The 26,481-nt window shown below is 58.7% G+C and carries 22 protein-coding genes and 1 pseudogene; 5 read left to right on the top strand and 18 right to left on the bottom strand.

The genetic code is table 11. From position 1 onward, the window contains the following. Positions 1–8: 8 nt before the first annotated feature. Genes trbH through traI form a run of 10 tightly spaced genes read right to left on the bottom strand, consistent with a single transcriptional unit; the run spans position 9 to position 8,657 of the window. Positions 9–446 (bottom strand): conjugal transfer protein TrbH, encoded by a 438-nt coding sequence (gene trbH / locus RGCCGE502_RS33340; protein ID WP_016558640.1) that lies wholly within the window; start codon positions 444–446, stop codon positions 9–11. Next, on the bottom strand, positions 434–1,258 hold the full coding sequence (trbG, locus tag RGCCGE502_RS33335; protein WP_016558639.1) for a P-type conjugative transfer protein TrbG: 825 nt from the start codon (positions 1,256–1,258) through the stop codon (positions 434–436). Before trbG ends, trbH begins: the two co-directional genes overlap by 13 nt. Positions 1,259–1,274: 16 nt before the next feature. Then, a complete protein-coding gene (locus RGCCGE502_RS33330; protein WP_016558638.1) occupies positions 1,275–1,937 on the bottom strand; it encodes a conjugal transfer protein TrbF in 663 nt (220 codons plus the stop codon). A gap of 22 nt (positions 1,938–1,959) precedes the next feature. Then, positions 1,960–3,150 carry a P-type conjugative transfer protein TrbL gene (trbL, locus tag RGCCGE502_RS33325; protein ID WP_016558637.1) on the bottom strand — a complete coding sequence of 397 codons (1,191 nt, stop codon included), beginning with the start codon at positions 3,148–3,150 and terminating at the stop codon, positions 1,960–1,962. After that, the gene (gene trbJ, locus RGCCGE502_RS33320) at positions 3,144–3,947 is read right to left on the bottom strand and encodes a P-type conjugative transfer protein TrbJ (RefSeq protein ID WP_016558636.1); all 804 of its coding nucleotides are present in this window, start codon (positions 3,945–3,947) and stop codon (positions 3,144–3,146) included. The genes trbL and trbJ overlap by 7 nt, the downstream gene beginning before the upstream one ends. Next, positions 3,919–6,375, bottom strand: coding sequence for a conjugal transfer protein TrbE (locus RGCCGE502_RS33315; protein WP_016558635.1), 2,457 nt, complete (start codon positions 6,373–6,375; stop codon positions 3,919–3,921). The genes trbJ and RGCCGE502_RS33315 overlap by 29 nt, the downstream gene beginning before the upstream one ends. A gap of 10 nt (positions 6,376–6,385) precedes the next feature. Further along, a complete protein-coding gene (locus RGCCGE502_RS33310) occupies positions 6,386–6,685 on the bottom strand; it encodes a conjugal transfer protein TrbD (protein ID WP_016558634.1) in 300 nt (99 codons plus the stop codon). Then, the gene (locus tag RGCCGE502_RS33305; RefSeq protein WP_016558633.1) at positions 6,678–7,055 is read right to left on the bottom strand and encodes a TrbC/VirB2 family protein; all 378 of its coding nucleotides are present in this window, start codon (positions 7,053–7,055) and stop codon (positions 6,678–6,680) included. Before RGCCGE502_RS33305 ends, RGCCGE502_RS33310 begins: the two co-directional genes overlap by 8 nt. Beyond that, positions 7,045–8,022, bottom strand: a complete 978-nt coding sequence (gene trbB / locus RGCCGE502_RS33300; protein ID WP_016558632.1) for a P-type conjugative transfer ATPase TrbB — start codon at positions 8,020–8,022, stop codon at positions 7,045–7,047. The genes RGCCGE502_RS33305 and trbB overlap by 11 nt, the downstream gene beginning before the upstream one ends. A gap of 11 nt (positions 8,023–8,033) precedes the next feature. After that, positions 8,034–8,657 (bottom strand): acyl-homoserine-lactone synthase, encoded by a 624-nt coding sequence (gene traI, locus RGCCGE502_RS33295; RefSeq protein WP_016558631.1) that lies wholly within the window; start codon positions 8,655–8,657, stop codon positions 8,034–8,036. A 357-nt stretch (positions 8,658–9,014) separates the two neighbouring features. On the opposite strand from traI, the gene repA reads away from it, so the two are divergent. The 5 genes and pseudogenes from repA to RGCCGE502_RS33275 all read left to right on the top strand — a co-directional run bounded on the left by repA (position 9,015) and on the right by RGCCGE502_RS33275 (position 14,146). Beyond that, positions 9,015–10,247, top strand: a complete 1,233-nt coding sequence (gene repA / locus RGCCGE502_RS33290) for a plasmid partitioning protein RepA (RefSeq protein ID WP_019280633.1) — start codon at positions 9,015–9,017, stop codon at positions 10,245–10,247. Positions 10,248–10,344: 97 nt separating this feature from the next. Then, positions 10,345–11,352: a plasmid partitioning protein RepB gene (repB, locus tag RGCCGE502_RS33285; RefSeq protein WP_016558629.1), complete on the top strand. Its 1,008-nt coding sequence runs from the start codon at positions 10,345–10,347 to the stop codon at positions 11,350–11,352. A gap of 185 nt (positions 11,353–11,537) precedes the next feature. Continuing rightward, entirely contained in the window at positions 11,538–12,752 is a 1,215-nt protein-coding gene (gene repC, locus RGCCGE502_RS33280; protein ID WP_016558628.1) for a plasmid replication protein RepC, read from the top strand. 55 nt (positions 12,753–12,807) lie between these two features. Continuing rightward, positions 12,808–12,918: pseudogene (gene repC, locus RGCCGE502_RS38590) on the top strand (replication initiation protein RepC); the annotation flags it as partial. Positions 12,919–13,870: 952 nt separating this feature from the next. Next, a complete protein-coding gene (locus RGCCGE502_RS33275) occupies positions 13,871–14,146 on the top strand; it encodes a hypothetical protein (RefSeq protein WP_016558627.1) in 276 nt (91 codons plus the stop codon). 896 nt (positions 14,147–15,042) lie between these two features. Here RGCCGE502_RS33275 and RGCCGE502_RS39055 read toward each other — a convergent pair. The 8 genes from RGCCGE502_RS39055 to RGCCGE502_RS34870 form a co-directional block, all read right to left on the bottom strand. Beyond that, entirely contained in the window at positions 15,043–15,270 is a 228-nt protein-coding gene (locus tag RGCCGE502_RS39055; RefSeq protein ID WP_016558626.1) for a hypothetical protein, read from the bottom strand. A 308-nt stretch (positions 15,271–15,578) separates the two neighbouring features. Then, positions 15,579–16,496 (bottom strand): recombinase family protein, encoded by a 918-nt coding sequence (locus tag RGCCGE502_RS33265; protein WP_016558625.1) that lies wholly within the window; start codon positions 16,494–16,496, stop codon positions 15,579–15,581. 534 nt (positions 16,497–17,030) lie between these two features. Further along, on the bottom strand, positions 17,031–18,701 hold the full coding sequence (locus tag RGCCGE502_RS33260) for an IS66 family transposase (protein WP_016558624.1): 1,671 nt from the start codon (positions 18,699–18,701) through the stop codon (positions 17,031–17,033). A gap of 889 nt (positions 18,702–19,590) precedes the next feature. Beyond that, a protein-coding gene (locus RGCCGE502_RS36245; RefSeq protein WP_439332358.1) for an IS5 family transposase occupies positions 19,591–20,345 on the bottom strand; the annotation gives its coding sequence in 2 pieces (ribosomal slippage) (positions 19,591–20,013 and positions 20,016–20,345; 753 coding nt in all). Between the two features lie 35 nt (positions 20,346–20,380). Further along, on the bottom strand, positions 20,381–21,121 hold the full coding sequence (locus tag RGCCGE502_RS33250; protein ID WP_016558621.1) for a hybrid sensor histidine kinase/response regulator: 741 nt from the start codon (positions 21,119–21,121) through the stop codon (positions 20,381–20,383). Between the two features lie 309 nt (positions 21,122–21,430). Beyond that, positions 21,431–22,660: an ATP-dependent helicase gene (locus RGCCGE502_RS33245; protein WP_016558620.1), complete on the bottom strand. Its 1,230-nt coding sequence runs from the start codon at positions 22,658–22,660 to the stop codon at positions 21,431–21,433. Between the two features lie 34 nt (positions 22,661–22,694). After that, complete coding sequence (locus RGCCGE502_RS33240) at positions 22,695–24,524, bottom strand: ATP-dependent nuclease (protein WP_016558619.1); 1,830 nt, start codon at positions 24,522–24,524, stop codon at positions 22,695–22,697. 220 nt (positions 24,525–24,744) lie between these two features. After that, entirely contained in the window at positions 24,745–26,280 is a 1,536-nt protein-coding gene (locus RGCCGE502_RS34870) for a hypothetical protein (protein WP_016558618.1), read from the bottom strand. Positions 26,281–26,481 lie beyond the last annotated feature (201 nt).

Below are 26,481 nucleotides of genomic sequence, written 5' to 3'. Positions count from 1 at the left end.
TCCCCTCCTTAGTTGCGCTGCATGACCGACAGAGGGCTTTCTGGCGTGGCGCCATCCGCCCTCAGCCTATAAGCGCGGCTGATCGCTATGGAAGGAGTGGCCACCCACGCGAGGACCTGGCCGTCAATGGTGTCGATCGCATAGGCAAGCTCGACGGGCTTCATGTCCTTGCCGATCTTGTTGTCAGCCACGAAAGTGTATCCCCAGCGTTTGAGGGATGCCTCGAGGGTGGTCACAAACTCTGACTGGTCGTTCTTCATCTTGATCGTTGTCGTCTCGGCAGAGCCGATTTGCTCGGCCAGCCGTCCGGCCATGTCGCCTGCAACGGCGCTTACGGCCGGTCCTGTGACAGTCGTCTGCGTCGTGCCGGTGTTCAGTGCGTCATCGGCCGTTTGGCAACCGGCAAGAAAGGCGGCCGCGATCAGGGCCAACATTAGCTTGCCCATGGTCGCCCTCCCCGCTTGATCGTGATTTTTTGTTGCCGCCATCCCACGCCGGAAACGAGGATCGCCTTGTCCACCGCGTAATCGACGATCATCATGTCGTTCTTCATACGGTAATTGACGATGCGGTTCTGGCCGCCGGAGACAACGAAGAGGACTGGAGCGTCCTGGCCAGCGATTGACTTTGAAAACTGAATGTAGGTCTTTGCTCCATCGGAATAGACCCGTTTTGGTTTCCAAGGGGCGCTGCCGCTTACCGAATAGGAGAAGTTCAGCTTATCAGGTGCGGTACCTGGAATGCCGCCGGTCTCAAGCTGCGCATTGATGTCGGCGAGCTTGGTCGACTCATCCTCCGGGTACTCAAAACCAATGCGGGCCATGTACTGGCTGGGGTGCGACTTGAGCTGGATATGGTATGTGCGTCGCGACGTCGTAACAACCATCGAGGTCACGAGGGCGGCTTCGGACGGTTTGACGATCAAGTGGATCGCCTGTCCGCCGATCGCCCCCGAGGTTGCCGGCTCGACCTTCCAGCGCACGGTATCTCCGACAAGGACGTCGCGGACAACCTCGCCACCCTGCAACTCGATATCGCAGACCTGCAGCGGCGAGCAGACGACCGAGGGTTGGGTTTCGCCGAAGAGGAAGATGACCTTACCATCCGGACCGGTGGTGACGAGACCTGCCGTGCCGCGCCACTTCCTTGAAATGCTGGTGCCCTTTACCTCGTTCGATGTCATGCTTTGCGCAAATGTGCCACTCGCTAGCGCGAACCCTGCCAAGCCGACGGCCGCTATTAATCCTGTTCTGTGCATTTGAGTTTTCCTGCCCTTAAAGCTGTGCAGTCCAGTCGAAATCGCGGACGTAGAGACCGATCGGGTTGAGCCGGACTGTCGCCTCATCCTGCGGCGCGGTCAGTGTGACCGTCGCGATACCCCGAAACCGGCGCGTGCCCATCTCCTTGCCTTTGCGGTCGCGCTCATATTCCGTCCAGTCGATCTGATATGTCTGGTTTGAGAGCGCGACGATGTTGTTGACCTCGATCGCAACTGTCGAGGTCTTCGCCTTTTCGAACGGCGAATTGCCGCGGAACCAGGCATTGATCTTCTCGGTGGACGGGTCTGAAGTCCTGAGGAGTGCGTACGTGCGGTCGATATATTGCTTCTGCACAACTGCATCGGGCGTGATGGAGCGGAAGCTGCTCACGAAGTTGCCAAGGGTCGCGCGAACAACGCGCACATCAGCATATTCGATTTGTGCTGGAAAACCGGCGGTCACAGAGGTTCCGAGTTTGTCGACCTCGACGATGTAGGGCATGAGCTTAACCTGTGTGCTTAAATACAAGGCGTAAGTGAAACCGATCACCGCCATTGTCATGCCGAGAATCCCGACCACCCGCCAGGCGACCGCGGCTTTGACGTATGAGCCATATCGCTCCGACCATTCCTGGCGTGCGGCGAGATACGGGTTTTCGGGAGCGTTCTTAGCGGCCATCGATCATCCCCTTCTGTTGTTGTTAGTCGTTGCGTTCGGGTGGTCGCTTGGCGGCGCTGTGGCCACTGCGGCTTTCATCGAGCTTGGCGTTGGCGAGCCCTAGGATCGATCCCGCGTATGCGCCAGGCGAGCCGATCGCCTTCTCCTTGGCTGCGGACCCTGCAGCGCTGCTGGCCGAGCCGATGCCAGCGCCGAGGCCCTTGAAGGCAGCTCCGATGACCGACGAGCCCGCGGCTCGAGCCGCTTGGCCTGCCGAAAATCCGGCTCCAGCCGCCCCTGCTCCGAGAAAACCGGCGCCTGCGGCGAAGGACGTGGCTTGGCCGCCGTGGCGAATAGCCTCCATCCCTCCCGAAACCGATGCCCCCTGCACTACGCCTTGCATGATGTTCGGAACGTAGCTCGCGATGATGAAGATGACGACGGCTATACCGGCTATCGCCAAGGCAGTCTGAAACTGGTCTCCGATATCGGGTTGGTTCGCGAGTCCGATCAGTACCTCCGATCCGATACGTGAGATCATGACAAGCGCCATGAGCTTCATTCCCACCGAGAAAGCGTAAACCAAATAACGGACTGCGAAATCTTTGGTGTAGGATGATCCGCCAAGCCCGAGCATAATCATGCCGGCGAGCAGACCGATATACATCTCCACCATCACACTCACGAAAATCGCGGCAACAAGCGAAAATGAGATGACGACGACGACCATGGCGAATGCTGCCGAGATCGCGAGCGCGTTGTCCTCGAAGAGGCCGAACTGGATCTTCTCCGACATCTTCGTTGCGACGGCGAGGCCAGCGTTGAAGACGTCGGCAGGTGAAGCAGTTCCACCGCCAGCCCCAATCTGGAAAAGGCTGTCGACCACAGCCTTGGCGAAGGTCGGCCCCTGTCCGAGCACGAAGGCGAAGAAGCCGACGAACATGATCCGTCGCACCAGCTCTGCGAACCAGCTATCAAGTGATGCGGCCTGGATGGCCAGCCAGACGGCTGCAATGCCAATCTCGATCGTCGCGAGAATCTGGAACAACGATTTCGCAGCATCCATGACGGTGGTCTCCCACCCCTTGGCAGCCGTCGAGATCTGGTTTTGAAGTGATGTTAGCACCGATCCTTCTTGGGCGAATGCAGGCTGGGCTGCCACCGCCGAAAGTGCGGCGATCAACACTGCGGCTCGCAGCACGTGAAAGCTTGTTGTGGCACGCATGCTCACCATTCGACTTTCATCCTTTCGCCGCCGGACGTTGAAGGTGCAGTTGCGCTAAAGAACTTTTCCCGGCGAGCCTGTGCGAGATCCTTGTCAGTCTGCTCGGTCTGGAGCCAGGTGCCCATCATAGTCATCTGTTGTGAGACGAGCCCTCGCAATTTCTGCATCTGCGCTACTTGCTGCGAAGCGATTTCGTGACCGACCTGGAGTGCCTTCATTTGCCCGTCGGCGGTCTCGGACATCGAGCGCAGCGAAGACATCGTGGCTCCCTCGCTGTCGAATTGGTCGGCCGTGAGACTTGCCGCCTTCAATGTACTGGCGATCGTGTCACGGTTGGTATCTGACCAGGTTTGGTATGTGGACGAGAAGCTGGCGGCATTCGGAAGGTTGGTCTTGAGATTCGCATAGCTCTGGAAGCGCTGCTGCAAGACATCATCGGCATTACCCATCGAGAACGAAATGCTTTGGCCTTGGTCAACGATGCTGCGAAGCCGGTTGAGGTCGCTCTCGACCTGTCCCCACATGTGAGATGGCAGTGTCGCTGTGTTTTGAAGCAGGTTCTGATAGATGTTCAGCTGCGTTTCGATCTGATGGCCAAGCTGGCTGATCTGCGTCACTTGGTTCTGGATCTGCTCCCCGGATTGACCGACAAGCGAAACCAGCTCGCTGTTGTTGAGCACCTGCGTCCACTCAGTTGCTGCGCCGGTGGCGGTGCCAGCCTCGGCTGGCGCCAGGTTAGCGAATCCGATTGCGAGGGCGCTCAAGCCCGTCATCCATCTATTCGAAATTGAGCAGCGATGCGGCATCGTGAACTCCTCTCGTGTTCAGCCAGTGGATTGGCCAGTCGCGGCCGTACTCGGCAATCAGCGCCCGGATACTCTTCAGATCGTTCTTGCCTGAGGCCCCGACAAAGCTCAGCGCGACAGGGCCGAGCGTCATGTCGAACAAGCGCCGGCCATCTGGCGTGGCGACGTAATATTCGCGCTTTGGGGTCGCGGCAGCGACGATATCGATCTGGCGCTCGTTAAAGCCGATGCGCTCGTAGAATTCCCGCGTTCCCGGCTCGCGCGCCGCACCGTTCGGAAGGCAGATTTTCGTCGGGCAGGATTCCTTCAGGACGTCGATGATCCCGGAGCGCTCCGCGTCCGAGATCGATTGTGTGGCGAGAACCACGGCACAGTTCGCCTTGCGCAGCACTTTCAACCACTCGCGGATCTTTGCGCGAAAAACGGGGTGACCGAGCATCAGCCAGGCTTCGTCCAGCACGATCAGGCTTGGCGAGCCGTCGAGGCGCTTTTCGATGCGCCGGAACAGATAGGTGAGCACCGGCACCAGATTGCGCTCACCCATATTCATGAGGTGCTCGATCTCGAAGGTCTGCAGGGCTCCGAGCGAAAGACCGTCCTGCTCGGCATCGAGCAACTGGCCCATCGGACCGTCGACAGTGTAATGGTGGAGCGCGTCCTTGATCTCGCGCATTTGAACGCCAGACACGAAGTCCGAGAGAGATCGGCCCGGAGCGGTTGTCATCAGGCCAACCTGTCGGGAGATGGCGTTGCGGTAATCGGGCGTTGTGGTCACACCTTGCAGCGCGACCAGCATCTCGATCCATTCGCTCGCCCAGGCCCGATCGGCATCACTTCCGAGTTCGGAGAGAGGGCAAAAGGCAAGCGCCCTTCCCTCCCCTTCGGTGTCTCCGCCAATTTCGTAGTGGTCGCCGCCACCCGCCAACGTCAACGGCAGCAGTGAGTTGCCTTTGTCAAAGGCAAAGACCTGGGCGTTCTCGTAGCGCCGAAACTGCGCGACGATCAGCGCCAGAAGCGTCGACTTGCCGGAGCCCGTCGGACCGAACACCAGGGTATGTCCAACGTCGTCGACATGCAGGTTGAGGCGAAACGGTGTGGAGCCGCTGGCCACCTGCATCAGCGGCGGCGAATTCGGCGGGTAGAACGGGCATGGCGCAACGGGACTACCTGCCCAGACCGCATTGAGCGGGATAAGATCGGCCAGGTTGTTGGTGTTGATCAATGGCTCGCGAATATTGCAGTACCAATTGCCCGGCAGGCTGCCAAGATACGCATCGGTGGCGTTGAGCGTTTCGATCCGTGCTCCGAAACCCTCGGCCTGGATCAGCCGTCGGATCGCCTCCGCCTTCTCCTGGAGAGCTTCGCGGTCGTGATCGAACAGCACGATCACTGGCGTGTAGTAGCCGTAGGCGACCAGTTGCGACGAAGCCTGTGCAATTGCGTCCGCGGTCTCGGCAACCATGGTCATGGCGTCCTGGTCAACGGATCGGCTCTGCGTCTGGAACAATTGATCGAAGAAGGGCCGGACCTTCTGCTGCCATTTCTTGCGGGTGCGTTCGAGCTTCTGTCGCGCCTCGTCGGCATCGAGAAAGAGGAAGCGCGACGACCACCGATAGGTGAGCGGCATCAAATCAAGACTGTTTAGGATCCCGGGCCAGCTTTCCGCCGGCAATCCGTCGATTGCGACAACCCCGAGAAACTGGTTCTCGATCTTCGGCGTCAGCCCATGCTCGAGCTCAGCTGTCGCAATCCAGTCGAGGTACATGGGAACGTCGGGAAGCCGGATCGGATGGCTCTCACCGGTGATGCAGAAGCGAACGAACTGCAGCAGTTCGTCGTATCTGGCACTTCGCGTCCCCTCTCGTTCACTGACCTCACGCGTTTCCATCCTACGGATCGAAAGGTTGTTCGCTAGATACTGCTCGATTTCCCGAATGGCGTTCTTGAACACGAAGAGCACCGTGTCTGCATAAGACCTCTTGCGACTTCCCGCGTCCGAATAGATGTATTTGCTCAGCGCCGTCTTCTTCGACTCCAGCGGTCGGTAGGTGAGAAAGATTGCATGCTTACTCTCGAAATGTCCCTGTTCGCGCGCAAAATGCGCCCGGCGCTCGGCGTCGATCGCGCGTGTCACGGGATCGGGGAAATGGCACCGATCGTTGGACGGGTAGTCTATGGTCGGTATGCGGATCGCCTCGACCTGGATCATCCAGCCGCTTCCGAGCCGAGAGAGGATTGAATTGATTTGCCTCGACAGCTCGTTGCGTTCGAGAGCGGTCGCGCTTTCGGAGTCCGGGCCGGCAAAGTACCAACCCGCCATGAGACTGCCGTCCTTCAGAAGAAGAACGCCGTTATCGACGAGACCGGCGTAAGGAACGAGATCGGCAAAGGATGGGCCTGTGGCCCGGAAGCGTTTCAGAGCGACCATGGGCGCCTCCTCAGTACCGGCGCCAAGGCGAACTCGTCGCCTTGTAGTAGGGCCTGTATGAAATGTGCCGGATATAGACCCGGCGCATCAGCGGGTCGGACTTTGCCATCATCCTGAGAACCCCGACGACCAGGATCCAGACTGCGACACCGAAGATCGCAGAATAGATCGTCAGGACGACGAAAATCAGAATGACGGCGGCAAGTCCGGTGAGCAGCACCAGTTCGCGATCTGCTCCCATCAAAAGATTCGGACGGGAGAGAGCCCGATGAATGAGATTGCGGTGCAGTCCCGCTAGCGACTCAGCCATTTGCCGCCTCCCCAATAGGGGTCGGATTGAGCTGATCGTTCGTCAATCCAATCGACGCACCGGTCGAACCGAATAGACCGACAATCTGCGTCGCGCCGAGAAGGATTCCTGTCACGAGCACGACGTAGACGAGACGGCGCGCAAAATCGTTGAGCTCGCCGCCGAAGATCAGCATGCCGCCGGCTATCGCCATCGCCGCGAGCGCAACGGCACCCGCAACCGGACCGGTGATCGACTCCTGAATTTGCTGCAGCGGTCCTTCCCAAGGCAGACCACCGCCCGAGGAACTGGCGAGAGCCGGAGCAAATGAGGTGAGCACGATAGGGGCCGGAAGGAGCCCGGTGGTGAAGAGCGAAACCTTACGCGACATGACGCGCCTCCTCTTCTTCGGTGAGCTGATCGGATTCGGTTTCGTATTGGCCGCGTGCGAAACGTTCGACCCGAATTACGTCGCGGACGCGCCGTCCGCGCGGCGTCCGCTCGATCGAGATGATCAGGTCGACCGCCTCGCCGATCACCTCTTGCATCGGCTGCTGGCTTGCTTCGGCAGTTAATTGTTCCAGTCGTCGAAGCGCCGACATGGCACTGTTCGAGTGGATTGTCGCCACCCCGCCGGGATGGCCGGTGTTCCACGCCTTGAGCAATGTGAGCGCAGCGCCATCGCGGACCTCACCGACGACGATGCGGTCAGGCCGAAGCCGCATCGTACTCTTTAATAGACGCCCCATGTCGACGGTATCACTCGTGTGCAGGAGAACGGCGTTTTCAGCCGCGCACTGGATCTCGGCGGTATCCTCGAGAATGACCAGCCGCTCTTCCGGCGCGGAATTTACGATTTCGTCGATCACTGAATTCGCGAGCGTCGTCTTGCCGGAACCTGTTCCTCCCGAGATGATGATGTTAAGCCGTGCGGCGATGGCCCTGCGGATCGTCGATGCCTGCTGCTCGTTCATCACCCCAGACCGAATGTAGTCGTTGAGCGGGATGAGCCGCGACGCTCGGCGCCGAATGGTGAAGGCGGGTTTAGCCACCAAAGGGGGCAGCAGCCCTTCGAACCGGTGGCCGCCGATCGGCAACTCCCCAGATATGATGGGCTGTTCGTCATCCACTTCTGACTGAAGCGCATGGGCGACGGTTCCGATCACCATTTCTGCGGCCGCGGAGGACATTTCTCCGGCCGGCGTAACGCCTTGGCCCAGCCGTTCGATGAAGAGCTTTCCGTCCGGATTGAGCATGATTTCCACGACGGTCGCATCGTCGAGGGCCACGCAGAGCTGACCACCAAGCGCCTCCTGAAGTTTGCGCACGAGCCGGGGATGGGAGCGAAGCTGGTTCAAGGCGGTCTCCTTTAGGCTGCTTGGCTGAAGGTTGTGAGGTTGGATCGGTAGTTCGGTGGCCGTAGCCTCTCGAAGATCCCAGCGTTCACGGGCAACGTACCTGCGACGGCGGTTGTTACGCCGACCTTCTGAGGCTGGCCCAATCTCTGCAGCGGCCATTCCACACGAGCGAGAATTCGCTCGAACCTGAGATCGGTCACCGTGACGATCTCGGAGAAGCCGTTCGCGACGCACCATTCAATGATCCCGGCGAACATGGTGACTGTCGCCTCGTGTACGGTACCGTCTCCCCTCCCCTCTTCGAGCGTGGTGTCGACGCAAAACCGGGAGCTTTCGATCATACCGGGGTGGGCGTTCAGCCGACCTTCAGGAAGCAGGGAGGGAAACACATCCGCCACCATGGTCGGGCCGGTAGCAGGAAGCAGGCGTGCGGCGCCCGCTAGTCGTCCGCCTGTTGAGATGGCCAGAATGTAATTCGGGCCCAGAGCGTCGAATGCATCTGCCTCGCAGCCGTTAACGACCTTCACATCCCAATTCAGCCGGTTGGAAAAGACCGCCGCACGGAGCTGATGATGGTTTTGAAGCAGCTGGGTTTCAGAATGATTTGTAGGTTTCGAGATCGCTAGAATCTGCATAAGTCTCTCCGTCGTTGTTGAACGACAGAAACTCAGCACGAATCGGAATCGGGCGTCAGTTGTCGAATCCTACAAAGTTTGGCGAGTGAGTCGCGATCCGTTGATCTCTGAGTCGGTTTCGGTTCGGCACTTTGAAGCAAAACGCCCATTGCAGGGTTTGTAGGATTCACAGATAAACAGATCGGGAACGTAATAAGGGCATGGCTTGGCTAAACGCTTGAAAACACGTCAGAAGTCCGGGCGTGACTATCTCGTCGCCTCGTCTGCGTTAAACAGCCGTTAACCATTAAGACCTTGCCAGCAAAAGCGTTTCGGGTATCGTCACGGTAAATATTCTGTTCTGGCGATAAAACCGTGATGAGAGATTTCAACGTGAGCGTGGCGACGAATAATAACCGCGAGGCCTTGCCCAGCGTCGACGAGACGATCGGCGCGCAGGCCGATCTGCTGAGTTCACACCTTCAGTCGATGAGCGAAGCACTGTTTCCACCTACTTCTCACAAGATCCTGCGAAAATTCACGTCCGGCGAAGCCGCCCGGCTGATGGGTGTATCCGATTCCACGTTGAGAAAGATGACCCTGGCTGGCGAAGGTCCGCAGCCGGAAACGACCAGCAACGGTCGGCGGCTCTACACCTTGTCCGAGATAAACCAAATACGACACCTGCTGGCCCACTCAACGCGCGGCCGCGGCAGCGTTGACTTTATCCCCCATCGCCGTCCCGGCGAGCATCTTCAGGTTCTTGCGGTAACGAACTTCAAGGGGGGATCAGGCAAGACGACGACGTCGGCTCACCTTGCGCAATATCTCGCGTTACAGGGCTATCGCGTTCTCGCTGTGGATCTAGATCCACAGGCGAGCCTATCGGCCCTGCTCGGCGTTCTTCCGGAACTGGATGTTGCTTCCAATCAGACCCTTTATGCTGCCATCCGATATGACCAGGAGCGCCGCGATTTGTCTGAGGTTATTCGCCCTACCTACTTCGACGGGCTCGATCTGGTGCCCGGTAATCTTGAGCTCATGGAGTTCGAGCACACAACTCCAAAGGCTCTGAGCGCTGGTGGTAGCGGTGAAACGCTTTTTTTCGCGCGTGTGGCAGAAGCGCTCGACGGTGTTGCCGACAACTACGATGTGATCGTGATCGATTGTCCGCCGCAGCTCGGCTTCCTTACCCTGAGTGGGCTGTGCGCGGCCACTGCGATGATCGTGACCGTACACCCACAAATGCTCGACGTCTCGTCGATGAGCCAGTTTCTGATGATGACCCGAGACCTCCTCGGTGTCGTTCGGGAGGCAGGTGGTGACCTCAAGTATGATTTCGTCCGCTATTTGCTGACGCGGTTCGAGCCACAAGATGCACCACAAACCAAGGTCGCCGCCCTCCTCCGCAATCTGTTCGACGACCACGTCCTCACGAACCCGATGGTTAAGTCCGCGGCCGTGTCGGATGCCGGTCTTACGAAGCAAACGCTTTACGAGATTGGGCGCGAAAATCTCACCAGATCCACCTATGACAGGGCGATGGAAGCCCTGGACGCCGTCAATGTCGAGATCGAGACCCTTATCAAACAGGCCTGGAGCCGCGCGTGATGGACATTCTCACCGCCATGTTTTCCTGCCGGCCGGGTTATTGGGAGCTCCCAACAACGAGCAAAACTCGCAGTCGGAATAGAATAGGAGAGGAAATGTGAGCAGGAAGGATTCGATCGACTCTCTCTTCCTGAAGAAGCCGGTTGCTACCGCTTCATCAGCCTCCAAATCAGGCGACCGCGTGCGCACCGGCGCAATCTCGGCTATGGGTTCGTCGCTCCATGAGATGGCGGAAAACGCCAAACAGGCCTCCAAACTCCAGCAGCAGCTTGCCGAAGGTGAAGCGGTCATCTCGATCGAACCGGCGTCAATCGATACGTCCAAGATCGTTGATCGAATCCCTATCGAAGTCGATCCTGCGTTCGACGCTCTTGTCGAAAGCATCGCAGAACATGGCCAGCAGGTTCCGATCCTTGTGCGGCCAAACCCTCAGGCGCCAGGACGATTCCAAATCGCTTACGGCCGGCGCCGCCTGAAAGCGGCAGAAAAGCTGCGCCGTCCCGTGCGTGCGATCGTTCGCAACTTGTCGGACAGTCAGCTATATGTCGCCCAGGGCCGAGAGAACCTCGACCGGAAAGATCTGTCCTTCATCGAGAAGGCTTTCTTTGCAAAAAACCTTGAGGATGACGGATGCGACCGGCCGACGATCATTGCGGCGCTCGTCTCGGACAAAGCGGACGTCAGCCGCTACGTAGCCATCGCCCGCCAGATCCCGCAAGACCTAGTCAGATTGATCGGTCCCGCACCGAAAGCCGGCCGCGCGCGCTGGATGACCCTCGTCGAGCATCTCGCCTCCCCCGCCAAGCTTGACACCGCACACGAGTTGCTCGCGGTCTTCGCAGAGGAGAGGCTGGAAAGCGACGCGCGTTTTGACGGGTTGTTACGCGCACTTAGCGAGCCCCGCAGGAAAGAGCGTGCTAAGAGCTCGGACCTCTGGAAGACGCCCCATGGAAAGCGCGCGGCACGCGTCGAGGCGCGTGAACGCAAGACGACTATCATCTTCGAGGAAAAGGTCGTTCCCGCTTTTGGGCAGTTCGTCTCGACGAAGCTGGATCAATTGTACAGGGAATTCCAAGAACTCAACGGTAATGGAGAAGAGCGATGAGCTAAGCGTGTGTTGGGTGAACAGGCCAATCTCACACGGCAAAGAAAAAGGCCCCCGAAACAGATCCCGGAAGCCCTTCTCAATTAGTTCGCACCTAGAGAATCGCATTTCCCGGAATCCACGTCAAGAGTCTTTGGCATCGTTTTGGTGATCGTTTTCTGTTGCCTTTCGAAAGGTAAAGGAAAATGCAGACTGATCGCATAGCGACGCCCTTCGGGCGGCGGCCAATGACTCTTGCCTTGGTGAAAGCTCAATTCGAGTCCGCCAGTATAAGAAAGCACAAGTCAGCCGACAAGTGGAAGATCTACCGAGACGCCTGTGATGCGCGGACCCTACTTGGACTGCGCGACCGGGCGCTGGCTGTACTCAACGCGCTGCTGTCATTTTATCCCGAGACTGATCTGACTGAAGGGGCCAATCTCATCGTGTTTCCGTCAAACGCGCAGTTATCCGCTCGCGCCAACGGAATCGCTGGCACGACCCTTCGGGAGAACCTAGCACTTCTCGTCGAGGCCGGTCTGATCCACCGAAACGATAGCCCGAACGGCAAGCGCTACGCACGAAAGGGGCGGGACGGTGCCATCGAAACCGCTTTCGGCTTCAATTTGGCTCCACTGCTTGCGCGATCGGAAGAGCTCGCGATCATGGCCCAGCGGGTGGCTGATGAAAACCAGCGGCTGAAGGTGGTAAAGGAAAAAATCACGATCGAGCGCCGGGATATTCGGAAGCTCATTTCCGCTGCAATAGAGGAAGGCGCTTCCGGCGATTGGCAAAGGGTTGAGGAGCAGTTTATTGCCGTTGTATCACGGCTTCGAAACGCCAGAGCGGTTGGGGACTTGACAGCTCTCCTGGAGGAATTGTCGTTGCTGCGGGAAGGCGTGGTCAACATATTGGAAGCACAGGTTCTTTCAGCGAAATCCGACGCCAATGGTATCGAAATCCGCCAGCACATACAGAATTCAAATACCGAATCCCTTAATGAACTTGAACCTAGCTCTAGAACAGAGCCGGGGCGAAAGCCGAGCCAGGCGCCGAAGCGTCAAGGGGAGCCGATAAAATCATTTCCACTTGGCATGGTCGTTCGAGCGTGCCCGCAGATATCAGATTACGCGCCGGGCGGGAGAATTGACCAATGGCGCGATATGATGGCCGCTGCTGTGGTGGTTCGTTCGATGCTGGGCGTTTCGCCCTCTGCCTATCAGCAGGCCTGCGAAATCATGGGCCCAGAGAATGCTGCTGTGGTGATTGCCTGCATTCTGGAGCGGGGAGGCCACATAAACTCAGCGGGCGGATATCTGCGGGATCTCACCGCTCGCGCGGAACGGGGTGAGTTTAGCCTCGGCCCTATGTTGATGGCACTCATGCGAGGCGCCGCGTCAGCTCAGGGAAAATCCGCATAGCAATCGCGATGGGAAGCGATTCTGTTGGGAGCTCCCAACAAACTGCAAGAGGCGGAAGCAAGGTGGCCACATAAATTCAGCGGGCGGAAATCTGCGGGATCTCACCGCTCGCGCGGAACGAGGTGAGTTTAGCCTCGGCCCTATGTTGATGGCACTCTGCGAGGCGCCGCGTCAGCTCAGGGCAAATCGGCATGGCAACTGCGATGGGAAGCGATCCTGTTGGGAGCTCCCAACAAACTGCAAGAGGGAAGCAAGGGGTGATCTGACGTCGCGCGCTCGCCGCGTACTCATAATATGGCACCGTTCTGGATAATCGCACGCCTTCCAGTTTTGCCCCAGTGCTAAGGACTCGAAGCGGGATGCCGGGGGGCCGCGTTTGATTGTCTACCAATAGATTGGTCATGCCATGAAGCCATTCGACATGTCTTCTTCGCTCTTGGCCCCTCACCGAGCTCACGTGATCAGGGTTGCTTCAGCTCGCACGGCAGATGGCTGAAAGGGTCGCCAACGCAAAATGACACCGCTGTGCCGCAGCAAACCCTTTGACCTTGATGCCCGGTACTATGGCGTTTTTTGTGTCCGAGGACGGTTCCCATAGCAGCCTCGAAAGCTACCCGCTCATCCGCAGTTGCTTTGCCAACTGCCATGTCGCCGCGCGTAGGTTTGTCCTGGAGAGAGCGTACTATGCCTCCGCCCTCCCCGTTCTGGAAAGGTACTCAACGCCGTCGAGCTGCTGTAGATCTATTACGCAATCCTACTGGCTGGGAAATGACAAACGCCGCGAACGCGGTCGAGCTCAGCCAGAATATCAATGTGGTCAAATCCCAGTTGAGCCGCCTACGCGCTAATCGTCCAGCTGTCCAACGATCTGAAGGCGGTCAACCGTATGGGGCCTCACTGGCATGAGCCAGTGTTACGTAGCATCTGCGAGGCCTTTCCTTGTCTTAAGCGGCAGGTTGCCGAGCGAGCGAAATTGTCGCGGCGGACTGACGGCATTCGTCCGCGGGGCGGGATAACATCGACCTTGGTAGCGCGCCAGTTAGCTTGCATCGCGCCAGGCTGGAGCTTGGCGACGCGGCCAGAATGGCTCGCGCATCGACTTCACCGGGAACCCCATCTTGAAGCTCTTGTCGCGTAAGGACGAGGCTGCCGCTGAGGGGAACCCGCTCGTCAACTTCGGCGGCTCCTTCAAATTCTATGGATATTGGCGCAGCCAACGCTTCGATCTTCTGCCGGCGGAGAAGACCGCCGCGGACATGCTAGTTATCTCGGAGGAATCCCTGGGGCAGGAGAGGGCGCGCCTTCGAAGGGCCATCGACTACCAACTGACGTTTCGTCCGATGGGCCGAACTTTGATCGAAGTCGAACGCCAGTCAACTGCATCCTCCTTCTAGGAGGTGGAGACGCTCCCTCTGTTCATCGCGCCGCAGGAAGCCGTAAACGATGGTTTATGGCGATCACGGAAACGTGGCACCGGCATTTGTGGCTGGAGTAAAGCAGGCGCGAGAAAGATGGGCTCGAATTGACTTTGCGGATCTGGGACGCCGCCCAGCAATGGCTGGTGCGGCTCGCGTCGCTTCTTGAAGCGGATCTTGGCCGGTTCCTTCGCTTGGACTTTCCGGACACTACCGATCTTGACGACAGCCTGCCCAAAGCCGATGAGAGCCACCGCGGCCGAGTGTCGGGCTGGTAGGACCTGTTGTTACTTTCACTCCTTCCGACCCCGTTCTTCGGGGCTATGTCAATGCCAGCAATATCGCCGAACCCCATCTGGTTGCCGCAATGGCAATGGGTTCAAGCGAGCTCGCCGGCCTTACAGATCTGCTTGAGGGTGGTTGTGAACGGATGGGGGCGAGTTCGTTCACGCATTCCTGCCGGTATGGTTGACGCACGTTGGCTCGGAAATGTTTGATAAGCGGGATGTCGATCGCTGGATTTCGGAGAGATCGTGAAACGCGGGCACGCTTTAAATCATGCGGTGGCCGACTGCCTACGTCGCAACGGCTTTGAGGGGCAGCAGGACCAACTAATGACTCTTTTGGCGCGGGCAATGAATGCAGGTGATATTCATGTTCTCGTCCGGCGTAAGGAAACAAAGCAAGTTTGGATTATGTAAGGGCCTTCTAAGCTACCGGGCCGTTGCAGAAGGTGGCCGACCGGGGAACTATGCGACGGTCGGCAAGCGCAATGGAAAGCACACCTATCCAGAAGGATTTAGATCGCGCCGCCTTTCTCAGATAAAAATCTTGCTCCTCTGGGAAAATTCACCGGCATATAGAGCCTTTCAGGGTTAAATTGAAGCGTTCTGCCGGAGCAGGTTTTCGACAGGGCAGAGGCGATTGGCGAAGGGCATACCCCAGCGTACGGCCGAGCCGATCGCCTCTGATCCTGGCGGAAAGATGCCCGGCCCTAGCTGGCTCGCAAGCAAACCACCGGGGTTGGCTGAAACGGGCGGCCTGATCGACCGGCCGGCTTGGCCGTATGCTTTGGCTACGACGCGCGCCGGCCAGTCGACCATTCGACTCCGTTTGAGCCAACAGCACGCTTCAATATAACCCTGAAAGGCTCTAGCCAGACGGTCCTATGCTGCGCTTAGGACCGATGACGAACAAGATCGCAGCGTTGCAATTCGCCAACGCCATGGATGGGCTTGGTGGACAGGGTCTGCAACTACCGCAAGGTCAAAAATGTGTTTGATTGTACGAGATGATCACCGACAGTCTGAGAGCAGGTATTGGAAATCGTCAAGAGGCCGAGCCTGAAAAACCGGTCGACCCTCCTCGGCAGGAAAGAGAATCGCACAATAGTCGCCCATGAACGATGACCTCAGCGCCGGATAAGGCCGAACCGGTGGGCTTCGTTCAGTAGGTGCCGGACAGAGGAGGGCTGCCATTTTTTGCCGCCGCGCGCAGGCCGCTCTCCCATCTGGTCCAGCTGAGCAGCAATGTGGCGAAGCGACAGATCAGGATCGGCAATGGCGATCGCTGCTACTAGCTTCATCAGATGGTCCTCCGGGGCGCGGCGAGGTGACCGGTCCAACAGTTCGTTTTCCGCGAGCTTTTCGCGGACTAGGCGATGAACGGCGCGACGGAGGCGTTCGACGGTCCAGTCGTGACCGCGGCGATTTAGAACCCGCACGACATTATCCCAGCTATGTTGCGGCCGAAGTTGTCGCACCACCGGTAGCCATGTCTGCGCCGAGACAATGAGCTCATCGAGATAGCGTTTCTCCCGCGCTTGCGAGACTGCTTTGATTGCCTCCGGTCGCCTTTCTCGCAGACCCGGGTTTCCAGGAAGTTTGCCGCGCGCCTTCGCGGCCTTGATCCCAGCTTTGGTACGTTCGGCGATTAGAGCACGCTCGAGCTGCGCGACGGCGCCGAGCACCTGAAGGGAAAACATGCCCTGTGGCGTCGAAGTATCGATCGGGTCACGTATCGACCGGAAATGCACGCCCCGCTCATCGAGGTCCTCGATCACTGATAAGAGATGGCTCACCGATCTGGCCAGCCGATCAAGCCGGACGACGACCAGAACGTCGCCGGTGGTGAGCTCACCGAGCAGCCGGGTCAATACTGGTCGGGCACGCGATGTACCGGAGCCGTGCTCCTGATAGATCCGATCGCAGCCGGCGGCCCGCAATTCATCGATCTGGGCGTCGTGGACCTGATCGTCCGTCGACACACGGGCGTAGCCGATCAGCCGCTTAGGACGCAGGTGGGAATTGACGGTTTGTGGCTTCGCCATGGCGCCTTTTCGAGTTTCGTTTAAGGACGGTTTGTACAGATAAGGAATGCGTGAGAAAGTGGCCCTTTGCAAGCGTGTTTTATGAACAAAACGGAGCCTCGTCAGACTCGATTCTGGCCCGCAGACGAGTATCGGGTCGGACGGGTGGCGTAGCGCGCGTCAGTGAGCTCCTATGGCTGAAATGCCTGAAAACGATCGGATCTAGGGGAGGGGTGGGAACAGGAACGCCCTCTGCTAGCCCCTTCACGCCGTTTCCGGCGAAGACCGGCGGCTATCCAGGCAACGTGAGATGAAACCGTCATCGATAAGCGATCATTATCGATGGTTAAAACGTCGTCCAAAATCCGCAGCGATGACGGAAGTGAATCTCGATTTAGCTTCTAGTTAATGACGTGGTTTCCATGTTTCCAGAGGGTTATAATCTCGACAATTGGCTCATGCTGGAGCCTCCGGGGTACGTGGAGCAGATTTGGTGGCACTGGCGGTTCGTTGGGCAACGTCGCTGAGTGCGGCCAGTCCGAGCGGCTGCGGAGGTCAGGCCCGAGCGAGAATGATCGCCGGCAACGGCGGGACGGCGTGACCTTTGCCAATGCCGAGCCGGTCACCGAGGAAGTGGTAGAAGGAAAGCCCCAACTTCTGGCACGTCTTCATCAAGCCGAGCATGACATCGCGCGCAACACGTCCATCCTCGCTCATCGTACCGCCGGAGATCTTCCGCTTCGTGACAAACGTTCGCAGGTCATTCTCCGATGCGTTGGTGTGCAACGGAATATCGGGATGTTCGAGGACCTTCAGCAGCTCATTCTTTCGTCGATGCAGCCGTTCGAGCAACTTGTCGAGAGCCTCATACCCGGTGCGCAGGGTAAAGATCCTGTCGAAACGTCGTCGGAACGCGGGAGCGGACTGAGGGTAAGGATTCTGCTTGTAGGCTTTCAACGCCTTGTAGAAGCGCCACACGAGATCGCGAACCATCGTAAGCATCCGCTCTTCCTTCGCGGTCGCCGGCATCAGCTTCTGCAGAAGGCGCTCGCCATGCACCCAGCACAGGGCGTGATTGCCCACTCGGAACTGGCCGGCGTCGTCGGACACGATCACCATGTTGCCCACCAGGCCATGATGGCGGATGGCGCCCCAGAGGCCGGCCTCGGCGAGCGTGCCAATCTCCTGCCGGTCAAAGATGTTGATACCCTTGTCGGCCAGATGCGCCAGGAATGGCACCTGATTGCAGAAGCGCTGCGGTTCAAGAGCGCGAAGTCCGGCAGTAACGGCCGCATCTGCACGGCGTTCTTTCAGGTATTCGAACGCGGCATCGTTCAGCACATAATCTTGGTAACCGCCGCGCAGTAGCGACAGGAAATTCAGGCGGGACTTCGATTTTGTGGTGCGAAAGACAGTAAAATTAGGGCCGCCGATGTGTGTGGCGTAACATGGATTATGGGAATGTCGGGCGCCGGTGTCGTCGACGGTGACATAAGACGACGACACCAGACCGGCATGCAGCACCGCCGCGTCCTCGGCAACAAAGCCATCCAGCTGTCGGGTCAAAAGCCGTACGATCTGGCGTTTTGAGATGTCGAGACCAATGTCATTGAGCAATGTCGTCAGACGCGCGGTCGTTACCTGTCCTTGTGCATGCAACATCAGGCACAGCCGCCTGAGATTGGCGCCATAGCCACCGATGATCCCGGCCGGCAAGGCTGCCAGTACCGTCTTGCCATCCGGCGTCACCCAGCATTCGCGACGGTAATGCACGAGCTCCGCCTTGAGCACCAGGTCGCGAACATAGACGCTTTTGTACCCCTTGAAGCGTGAGCCGGCCGGGGCATTGATGCGCAGGATCTCCTGGCGGCTCACCCGCTTTACGTCCAGCTTCGGGCCGCGTGGCTTTTTCTTCGATGGCTGCTGGTCGCCGGGCTTGCTGTCGGTTGCCTTGTCCATGCCGGAGGCCCGAAACGGCGGTCGCGGTGGCAGGTTCTTCAGTCGGGCGATCTCGTCGCGCAAACGCTGGTTCTCGAGTTTCAGGCGGGTGTTGTCCAGCCGAAGGGCGGCGTTTTCCTCCCGCAGCTGGATGTTGTGGACCTCGCGCTTCTCGAGTCGCGCTTCCGCCTGCTGCGACCGTTCCAGCAAACCCGTCACCAGACTGCGCAACGCATTCAGTGAAAGCGTGTCGGCATGCTCGGGGGAGGGGAGCCGCTTCTTTGCCATGCCCGGAGCGAATCATGATTTGCCCCGTCTTAGGAATCCCTGCGCCGACCAGCCGGATTCAACGCGCCGGCTTATGCACACTTTTTATAAGCGGCCACTAAAATTCTGCCACCGATTTTGCCCCGCTAACAAAAATGGGGGTACGTGGGGCAGATTTTGTGGTTTCTCGTTAAGAATTTCAATTGAAGCGCTGAGCGAGAAATCCGGTACACGGTTTGTCGCTAATGATTTCAAATTTGACAAAGGAGCAATATGGCTAAAGCCCTGATGCCCTTGTCATACTGGTGCGTAAACGATCGCGCCGTCGCTGATATTTGCGCCTCATCGACGGTGAGGCGTGCCTCACCGCTTCTGGACATAACGTTCTTCGATTTAGGCCCAAGACGCAAGAGCGGCGCGGAGGCCGGACTGCTCAGCTGGAGGCTTTGAACCAGGACCGCGACGATCAGGCGTGAGTATCAAGCCTGATGTGGCTTTTACTTACCGATTTCAATTGAAGCGCTAAGCTGAAAATCAAGCACCGATTTTTGACTTAACGATTTCACGCCGAGGAGGGGAGGGGCCTTTCAAAGACCAGACGCCTTGGTGAGATTGACGCGGAAACGGTCGCGCCGGCGCTGATATTTGCGGGTCATTTCCCAGTATCAGCCGGGAAGAAGAATTCCGGGAAAGCTGGGAGCGGCGCGGCGTGGCCCCGCCGGAGCCGGAACTCCCGTTCTAGTGCGGCGTCGAGATTTGCTGTTTCATATCCGCACCCGAGAGGTGACGTCGGACTTCCGCGACCGCGTGATGGAAAACCCTGAAGGGAAAGGCGAACTTATTTCGACGCATCTTCGCTGGGGTTCTTTTCGAGATGGTGCCACCTGAGTTCCTCTAGGGTCCGGACTCGTTACAGCCACCAGATGACGGCAGCTGCGAGTGCGATGGCGCTCATGAAGTTTTGGATGTTTCGGTCGAAGCGCGTTGCAATGCGCCGCCAATCCTTGAGGCTGCAGAACATGCGTTCGATGACGTTACGCTTTTTGTAGACGGTCTTGTCGTATTCATACTGGATTTTGCGGTTCTTGCGTGGCGGGATCACGGGTTGGGTGCCACGCGCTTCCAGCCATTCACGCAGAGCCTGACTGTCGTACCCCTTGTCGGCGACGAGTTCGGCAGAGGGCGGCATGGCCGCGATACACAGCTCGGCGACCTTGCAATCGTTGACGTTTCCGGGCGTCAGGAGCAGGACGCACGGGCGGCCTTTCTCGTCGCAGACAGCATGGAGCTTGGTGTTGCGTCCACCTTTCGTGCGGCCGATACCACGGGCCAAGGCCCCCCTTTTCCACCGCCCGCACAACGATGCACCTTGATGCAGGAACTGTCGATAAACAGTTGATCGGGTGCGTCTTCGGACCCGGCAAGTGCGCTGAAAATGCCTTCCCATATGCCGCGCTCTGACCAGCGGACGAACCGGTTGTAGAGCGTCTTCTTCGGTCCGTAGACATCGGCGCAGTCGGCCCAACGGCCACCGGATCGCAGGGCATGAACGATCCCGCTCAGCACGCGACGGTCATCAACGCGCTTCATTCCCCGCACGTCCGTGGGCAGAAGCGGCGCTATCCGATCCCATTGCGCATCCGAAAACCAAAAGAAATCAGTCATATCGTTGCCTCCAAAACAGAGACACTGAATCACCATTAGACCGATTTGGGAAGCCAGTTATTGGGTCCGGACCCTAGTGCGCTCACTACGGACTGAAGCAGGACATCAGGACGGTTCGTAACAATGCGCGAGCAGGCATCTGCCACCAGGCCACCATTGGAAGCTGTATAGTAGATGATGCGGGGAACCTGCCGGTCCCCGAAAACCGTGGTATATTCCGCCACGAGCACCTCAGCCATCGCGAACCCACCAATAGGGTCGCTCTGTTGATGTATGTTGAATTTTTGGAGATCATCGCCGAACTGGTCACGAAGAGCTTTAGATGGAAAATCTACGTAGTATGCGGGGCATTGCTTCAGAAGCGTCGGTTTTTCATCGCGGTAGCCGTTGCTAATGACCAAGTCGTAGTTATCGGCGCGTAGAAATGTTTGTGCTTCGCTTGTGGACAAGGCAAGTTGTACTGTGATGCCCATATTCTCGAGTACGCCTCGCTCGATGACGTTGTTTCCAGGATCCTGATCGACCCAAAGCACCCTGGCACCGCTAATGGCGGGCAATACTCTTTCTGCCCGCGCGAGAGCCCCAATGGCAAACGGACGGGTTGCGCCGCTTTGGGCTTTTTCGATCACCAACTGGTCTATCTTCTGTTCAGCAGCAGCGCGATCGAACTTAAGGCCCAGGAACTCGCCATGGGTCACGCCCTCAAGCCACCGAGAAAAATATTGCCAGTGCAGGAGCAGAAAAATCATCACTATCGAAATAATGACAATCTTCAACAGGCTGCTGAGTGCCTCAACTAAAGATGAGACCCATGTATAGTCTGGCCTTCTAGTGTGAGGTTCCACAGTGCGACCTCAAAACCACGTTGATCGATGGTGGTAATAATTTCCACCGTAATACAATCATAGCCAAAGGTCAGATTCATACAATCCTTGTAGCAAGATTAGCTCACCAACGATAGAAACAGACGGCAGCCAAGTGAGGCGCCGGTGCCGGTCACGTGCGGGGGGTCGCTGGGGATCGACAAGGACGTGCTGCGGCTTGATGAAGGCGCAGGGCGGCGATATCGAGCACTCCCCAATCGCTCAGGCAGTCGCGGCGAAAGCGGGCTGCGCGAACACAAAGGGCGCTTCGTTCAGCAGCGCCTGGGTTCGGACAAAAACCTTGCAACTGCGGCGCGCGCGAGTGATCCCGTTGTACAGCAGCCGCGCTTTCAGCTCATCATCCCCCGGAACACCGGGTGGCCAGAGGATGATGACGTGATCGAACTGCCGGTTTTTGGCCTGATGGATCGATAGGAGGGGAACGCCCCTTGGCCGGTCGCCCGAATAAGCTCGATGGTTGGCCGCCGTGCGCTCCATCAGCGTCCTGACCTCCCCGGAAGTCCAGTTTGTCTTGCCAAGGCGATGGGCGCTGGCGCGAAGCGACGCCTGGACCCTCGGCATCCACAAAGGCTGGTCTTCGAGCGGGGCGATCCGGCGCATGAGATCCTTATACCCCATGTCGTCGATATCGCCGATCGCGGCCATCATCGCATTCACCTTGTCTGCCGCACGGGCTTCGTGCGCCAGGATGATGGGAGGAATATTGAACTTCGCGGAGTAAAGGCCCTGGGAAAGACGCTGCGCCAGCGATTGCGCCCAGGATCCACCTCCGGGCGGGTAAAGAACGGCGACGGTGCCGTGGGCCGCCGCGATGGCCGAACCGATCCTGAAGGGAGCCATGTTCGGGTATTCGTAGTGGATCTGCAGGCCCTGCCCCGGAGCGGGTGCGATAAGCTGGCGCAAATTCGCGCTCGCGGCGAGCAGGCCCGCCTGGTTGGTCCGGTGAATTTGATCGAGCGGCGTAATGTCGCCGGTGGCGAACCAGGTCATGAACGGAGCGGTGTCCACGTTGTCGTCTAGGCACTGGAATTCGTCGGCGGCGACGAAGACCGCACTGTGACCGGCGAGGGCGCTTATCATTCTCAACCGCGGCGCTGCCAGCTCCTGGGCTTCGTCAACGACGATGACCGGATAAGACCGTGCAACCCAACGCGCCACGGCCTCCTTTTCGAGGAGCTGGCCGCACGCATCGCAGGTCTGGTTGAAGTCGCCGACTTCGGCGTTCAGGGATCCTGCGAGCGTGCGCCACCTGTGCCAGACGTTTTGCGCGAAACTGTCGATCGTCATGGCGACGGCTTTTCCGCTTAGGGCCGGATTGCCGCGAAACTCTGCATCCAGGCGGCGGCGTGACCCGTGCATGAAGGTGAGCGAGAGGATCTTCTGGTGAGGGAGAATCGGCTGATCCTGAAGACGCTGCGCCACCGCCTGCATCAGGCGGAAGGTTTTCCCAGATCCTGCCGGTCCTTCAAATCCCCGGAAAGGCATTGTTGAAAGTCCAGATATGAGTGACGCCGTTCTGATGAGGCTGGTCCGTCGCGTAATTTGCCAGCGGCGGGCGGCCGGTGGCAATGGCCGCAAGCGTGGACAGCGCATGACGGACGCGGCGGCTGCAGAGCGGTTTCGCGGTAATCGCATCCGCCAGTGCCGCGTGCAGGATTTCGTCGCTCTTGCGTGCCTGGACTTTGAGGTGATCTGCGAGATCGGCGATGTTCGCGGGCAGACCCAGCCCGGCCACGTCCGGCAGCGCGAGAACGCTTGCATCGGCGCTGCAGACCCAGGCCACGACATCCTCGATGGTCCAGCCATCCGGCCACCGCACGATCCGCCGGCATCGCGGATTCGCCGCGCTAAGCGCCGCGCTGTAATCCGATCCCGCCTGATCTCCGTCCACCAAGCATGTTAGGGATGGGTGCACGCCCACGAGATCCAGATAGGTATCGAGGATGCGGGCGTCCTTGGTTGGAATGACGCCGACTTCGTGCGTGAACGTGGCTCCGTCCGGCGCGTCTGCGGGCTCCGTCAGGTCTGCGACGCGGCAGAACAAGCGCAGCCAGCCCGCATCCGTCTTTCCTTCCGGTATCAGGACGGCGGGGTGCATGACCGCCGAAACGGTCGCGTTGCGGTCCGAAAGGAAAAGGGCGCGGCGCACCGCGTTTGCGGTGGCGTCGATCGGCGACGCCAGAAGCGGCTTTGCGGAGATTTGCCCGGTCTGGTTGGTGACGAGGACGAGTTGATGGGGATCGGCGACGGCGGCCACAGTCGGAGAGTGGCTCGTGACCATGGTCTGGGTTGCCATCTTTTTGAGATAATGGAGAAGCTTGCGCTGTTGCGGCGGGGGCACATGAAGCTCCGGCTCCTCGATGAGCATGATGAAATTGTCCCCGCGCGCCTTGCGCAGGTTGCCGAAGCGCATCAACAGAATGAGCGTCTGCAGGGAGATCAGCCCGTTGCCGTGACGCCTCCCCGGAAGCGCCGGTTTATCCTGCTCGTTGAAATGCGGCATGACGGCGTCGAGCACGCCTTCGCTGTCGGTCGTGGTCAGCCGGAGCGTCAGCGCGATATCGCGGCCGAACAGCTTTCGGAGGTCGTCATTGATATTGCCGACCAGCTCGGAGAGCTGGCCGTCCTGCTCCAGAGGCTGCGCGGGCTGCCGCAGCCTGTCGCGCTCGGCAAGGACCGCTTCGGACGGATTGCCGCCCACATAGGCGACCGTTCGCCGGAACAGCTCGGAGCCGAAGGACATCATCTTGTCCCATGTCCGGCTAGCGGGGACCAGAAACAGGCCGATCTCTTTAATCAGGTTCGTCGGCACGGGAACGATGGTCGTGTCTTCGGCGAAAGGATCCCCGGCGTCGGCGTCATCGTAGAAATACCGCACCGCCTCGGCATCGAGCGTCAGCCGGTCAAACCGCGCGGAAAAAGCGATCTGGCAGGCCAGTTGACTGGCCTGGGCGGTCTGAGCGGGGGAAAGCTCGCCGGACGCGGGATCGAACCACTTCTCGGTGCCGCGGCCCGCGCGGAACCAGTCGTGATGGTGCTCCGGGTCGTTGGGTGAAAAGCCCGCTACCGTTGCAATGATGCTGATTCGGTCGGCCGCTTGAGGATCCGAGCCGAAAAAGTCATGCTCCGTCAGGTTCCGCACCAGCCGGTCGCGTCCGAGCAGAAGGGCGAGAGCTTCGATAATTGTCGTTTTTCCGCAATTATTTGCGCCGATCAGGACGGTGAAATCATCAAAGAAAATCGTGCCGTTTTCGATCCCGCGAAACCCGGTTATGTCCAACCTTACAATCTTCATCAAAGCCCTCCGGAGTCCGCGAAACCTAGCATTTGTCGGGGCTTTGGCGAAGGGGAGAGGAAACAATTCCCTCAACTGACAGCTGCGGTGGCGGCAGGAAGGAATAAACGGCCGAGCGTAAATTCGGAGCGGATGGACGGCGCCGGAATTTCGCATAGAAGCATTAGTTCAATACGGCAAAACGGAACCGGCACCGCCGTCGGCTCCGGATCAGGCCATGTCAGTTCTGCTTCTGTGCCTTCTCGGTCCCGGCTTCCTGCAGCTTTTCGTAGTATGGCGATCCAGCTCCGACATACGTCAGCACAACAGCAGGCGGTATTGTCGCCACAGTGACGGCGCTACCCGCTGGCAGCTGATCGAAGTGCCAAGAAACGGCCCACTGATCATGGAAGACGGACATGGCGTTCATACCGGGGACTCGTGAAACAGCGGTCATACCTGCGCTCCGCTCTCCTACGAACGGCGGGTCGCCGTCCGCCGTCGACCACTTGCCAACGTGCGGCCGGGCCGGATCGGTTTTGGTAACGTCAACTTTAGGGACCTTTATTCCGTCCTCTGTTTCATAAACCGGTTGCCCATCGGGGCCGTGCTCGACGGCAACATCTGGAGGCGAGCACGGCGCATCGAGGGTCGCCATGCAGTATGCATCGCCCTTCGAAGATTTCAGGGCCTCGCTATCGAGTGGATGATCGGTGGTTTCCTGATATCCGTATTGAACCAGAACCATCCCTCCGGAAAGCAGGAAGCCGTCCCGAACGGCTTCCTGGCCACCACCGGCAGCCGCAACGGCGGCACCACCAATGGCTCCCGTAACTATAGCCTTCTGAGCAACCTGCGCCGCGGTATCGGTGGGAAGAGTGCCGGCCGCATCAAAACCGTATGCGGTAGCACCCGCGATAAGCCCCATTTTCAATGCAAGCCCCGCATCCCCTGTTTGATGGAAGGTATACCAGGCCGCAAATGCCGCCGCGCCAGCAGGCCCTCCGTAAGCGGTGGCAGCGACCTGGGCAACCGTGCGCAGGATTACACTCTCCTGCGCGGCTTGGGCGGCGTTCTTGTCGGTATCTTTCAGCGGGTCCATTGCGCTGTGCCAGACGGCATCAACGACTTTTCCCTCGCGTAAGCGCCGCTCCGCATCGGACAGTGCTTTCACGTGTCCTTTCGCTTGGTTTTCAAGAAACTTTCCGACCACCACTCCTGCATCGATCACATCCTTCGCGCCTTTGTCTATTGCGCGTCCGGAATCGTCGATCGCTTTAGCGAGAGTGGCGTTCGCATCCTTTGCTGCTTTGTCTGCCGTCGCAGCGGCGTCCCGCGCCGCCTTTACCGCAGTATCGTTGATGTCTTTTCCGGCTTTTTTGGCTGTTTCCTCGGCATCATGCGCAGCTTTTGCTGCGACGTCGGCTGCGTCGTTGGCAGCCTTGGTGGAAGCAACAAGAGGAGCCATTGCTCCTTTCCCAGCCTCTCCGGCCGCGCGTTGCGCAAGGTCGGAAGCCTGCTTGGCTGCATCCTGTGCGGTCTTTGCAGTGTCCTGAAGCGCCTTTTGGACGGTATCCGTCACCTTAGCCGGAGCAAGCGGAGCGGCTGGGTTAGGCGCCGGCGCGCTCTTAGGAGAAACTGGAGCGACTGGGTTGGTGGGATCGATGTGAATGGGTCCAATATCGACTCCCTTGCCGTCGAAGAGGCCGGCGGAGGCCGGCATCACGTGGAGAAGAAGCACCGCGGTGCATTGAGTGACTGCTAGTCGTTTCCACATCTGTTCCCCCTCCATTTCAATACTGCATTTACTGTCCTTTTTATTTCTGCACGTAGTGGCTGTCTTATATTAGCGGAATGCAATCTTCACAGAATTTCGCAAATAAGCAATGCACGAACCCTCTGGTAAACATTATTGGGTATACGCTTGTACTGCTGCGGAATGAGCCGGGCGACCCATTGCTCAAGGTCGAATTTAGCT

Origin of the sequence: Rhizobium grahamii CCGE 502, assembly GCF_000298315.2 — a bacterium.
GTDB classification, from domain to species: Bacteria; Pseudomonadota; Alphaproteobacteria; order Rhizobiales; family Rhizobiaceae; genus Rhizobium; species Rhizobium grahamii.
The sequence above is the reverse complement of the archived record's forward strand: the minus strand, read 5'-3'. Positions and strand labels throughout refer to the sequence as shown.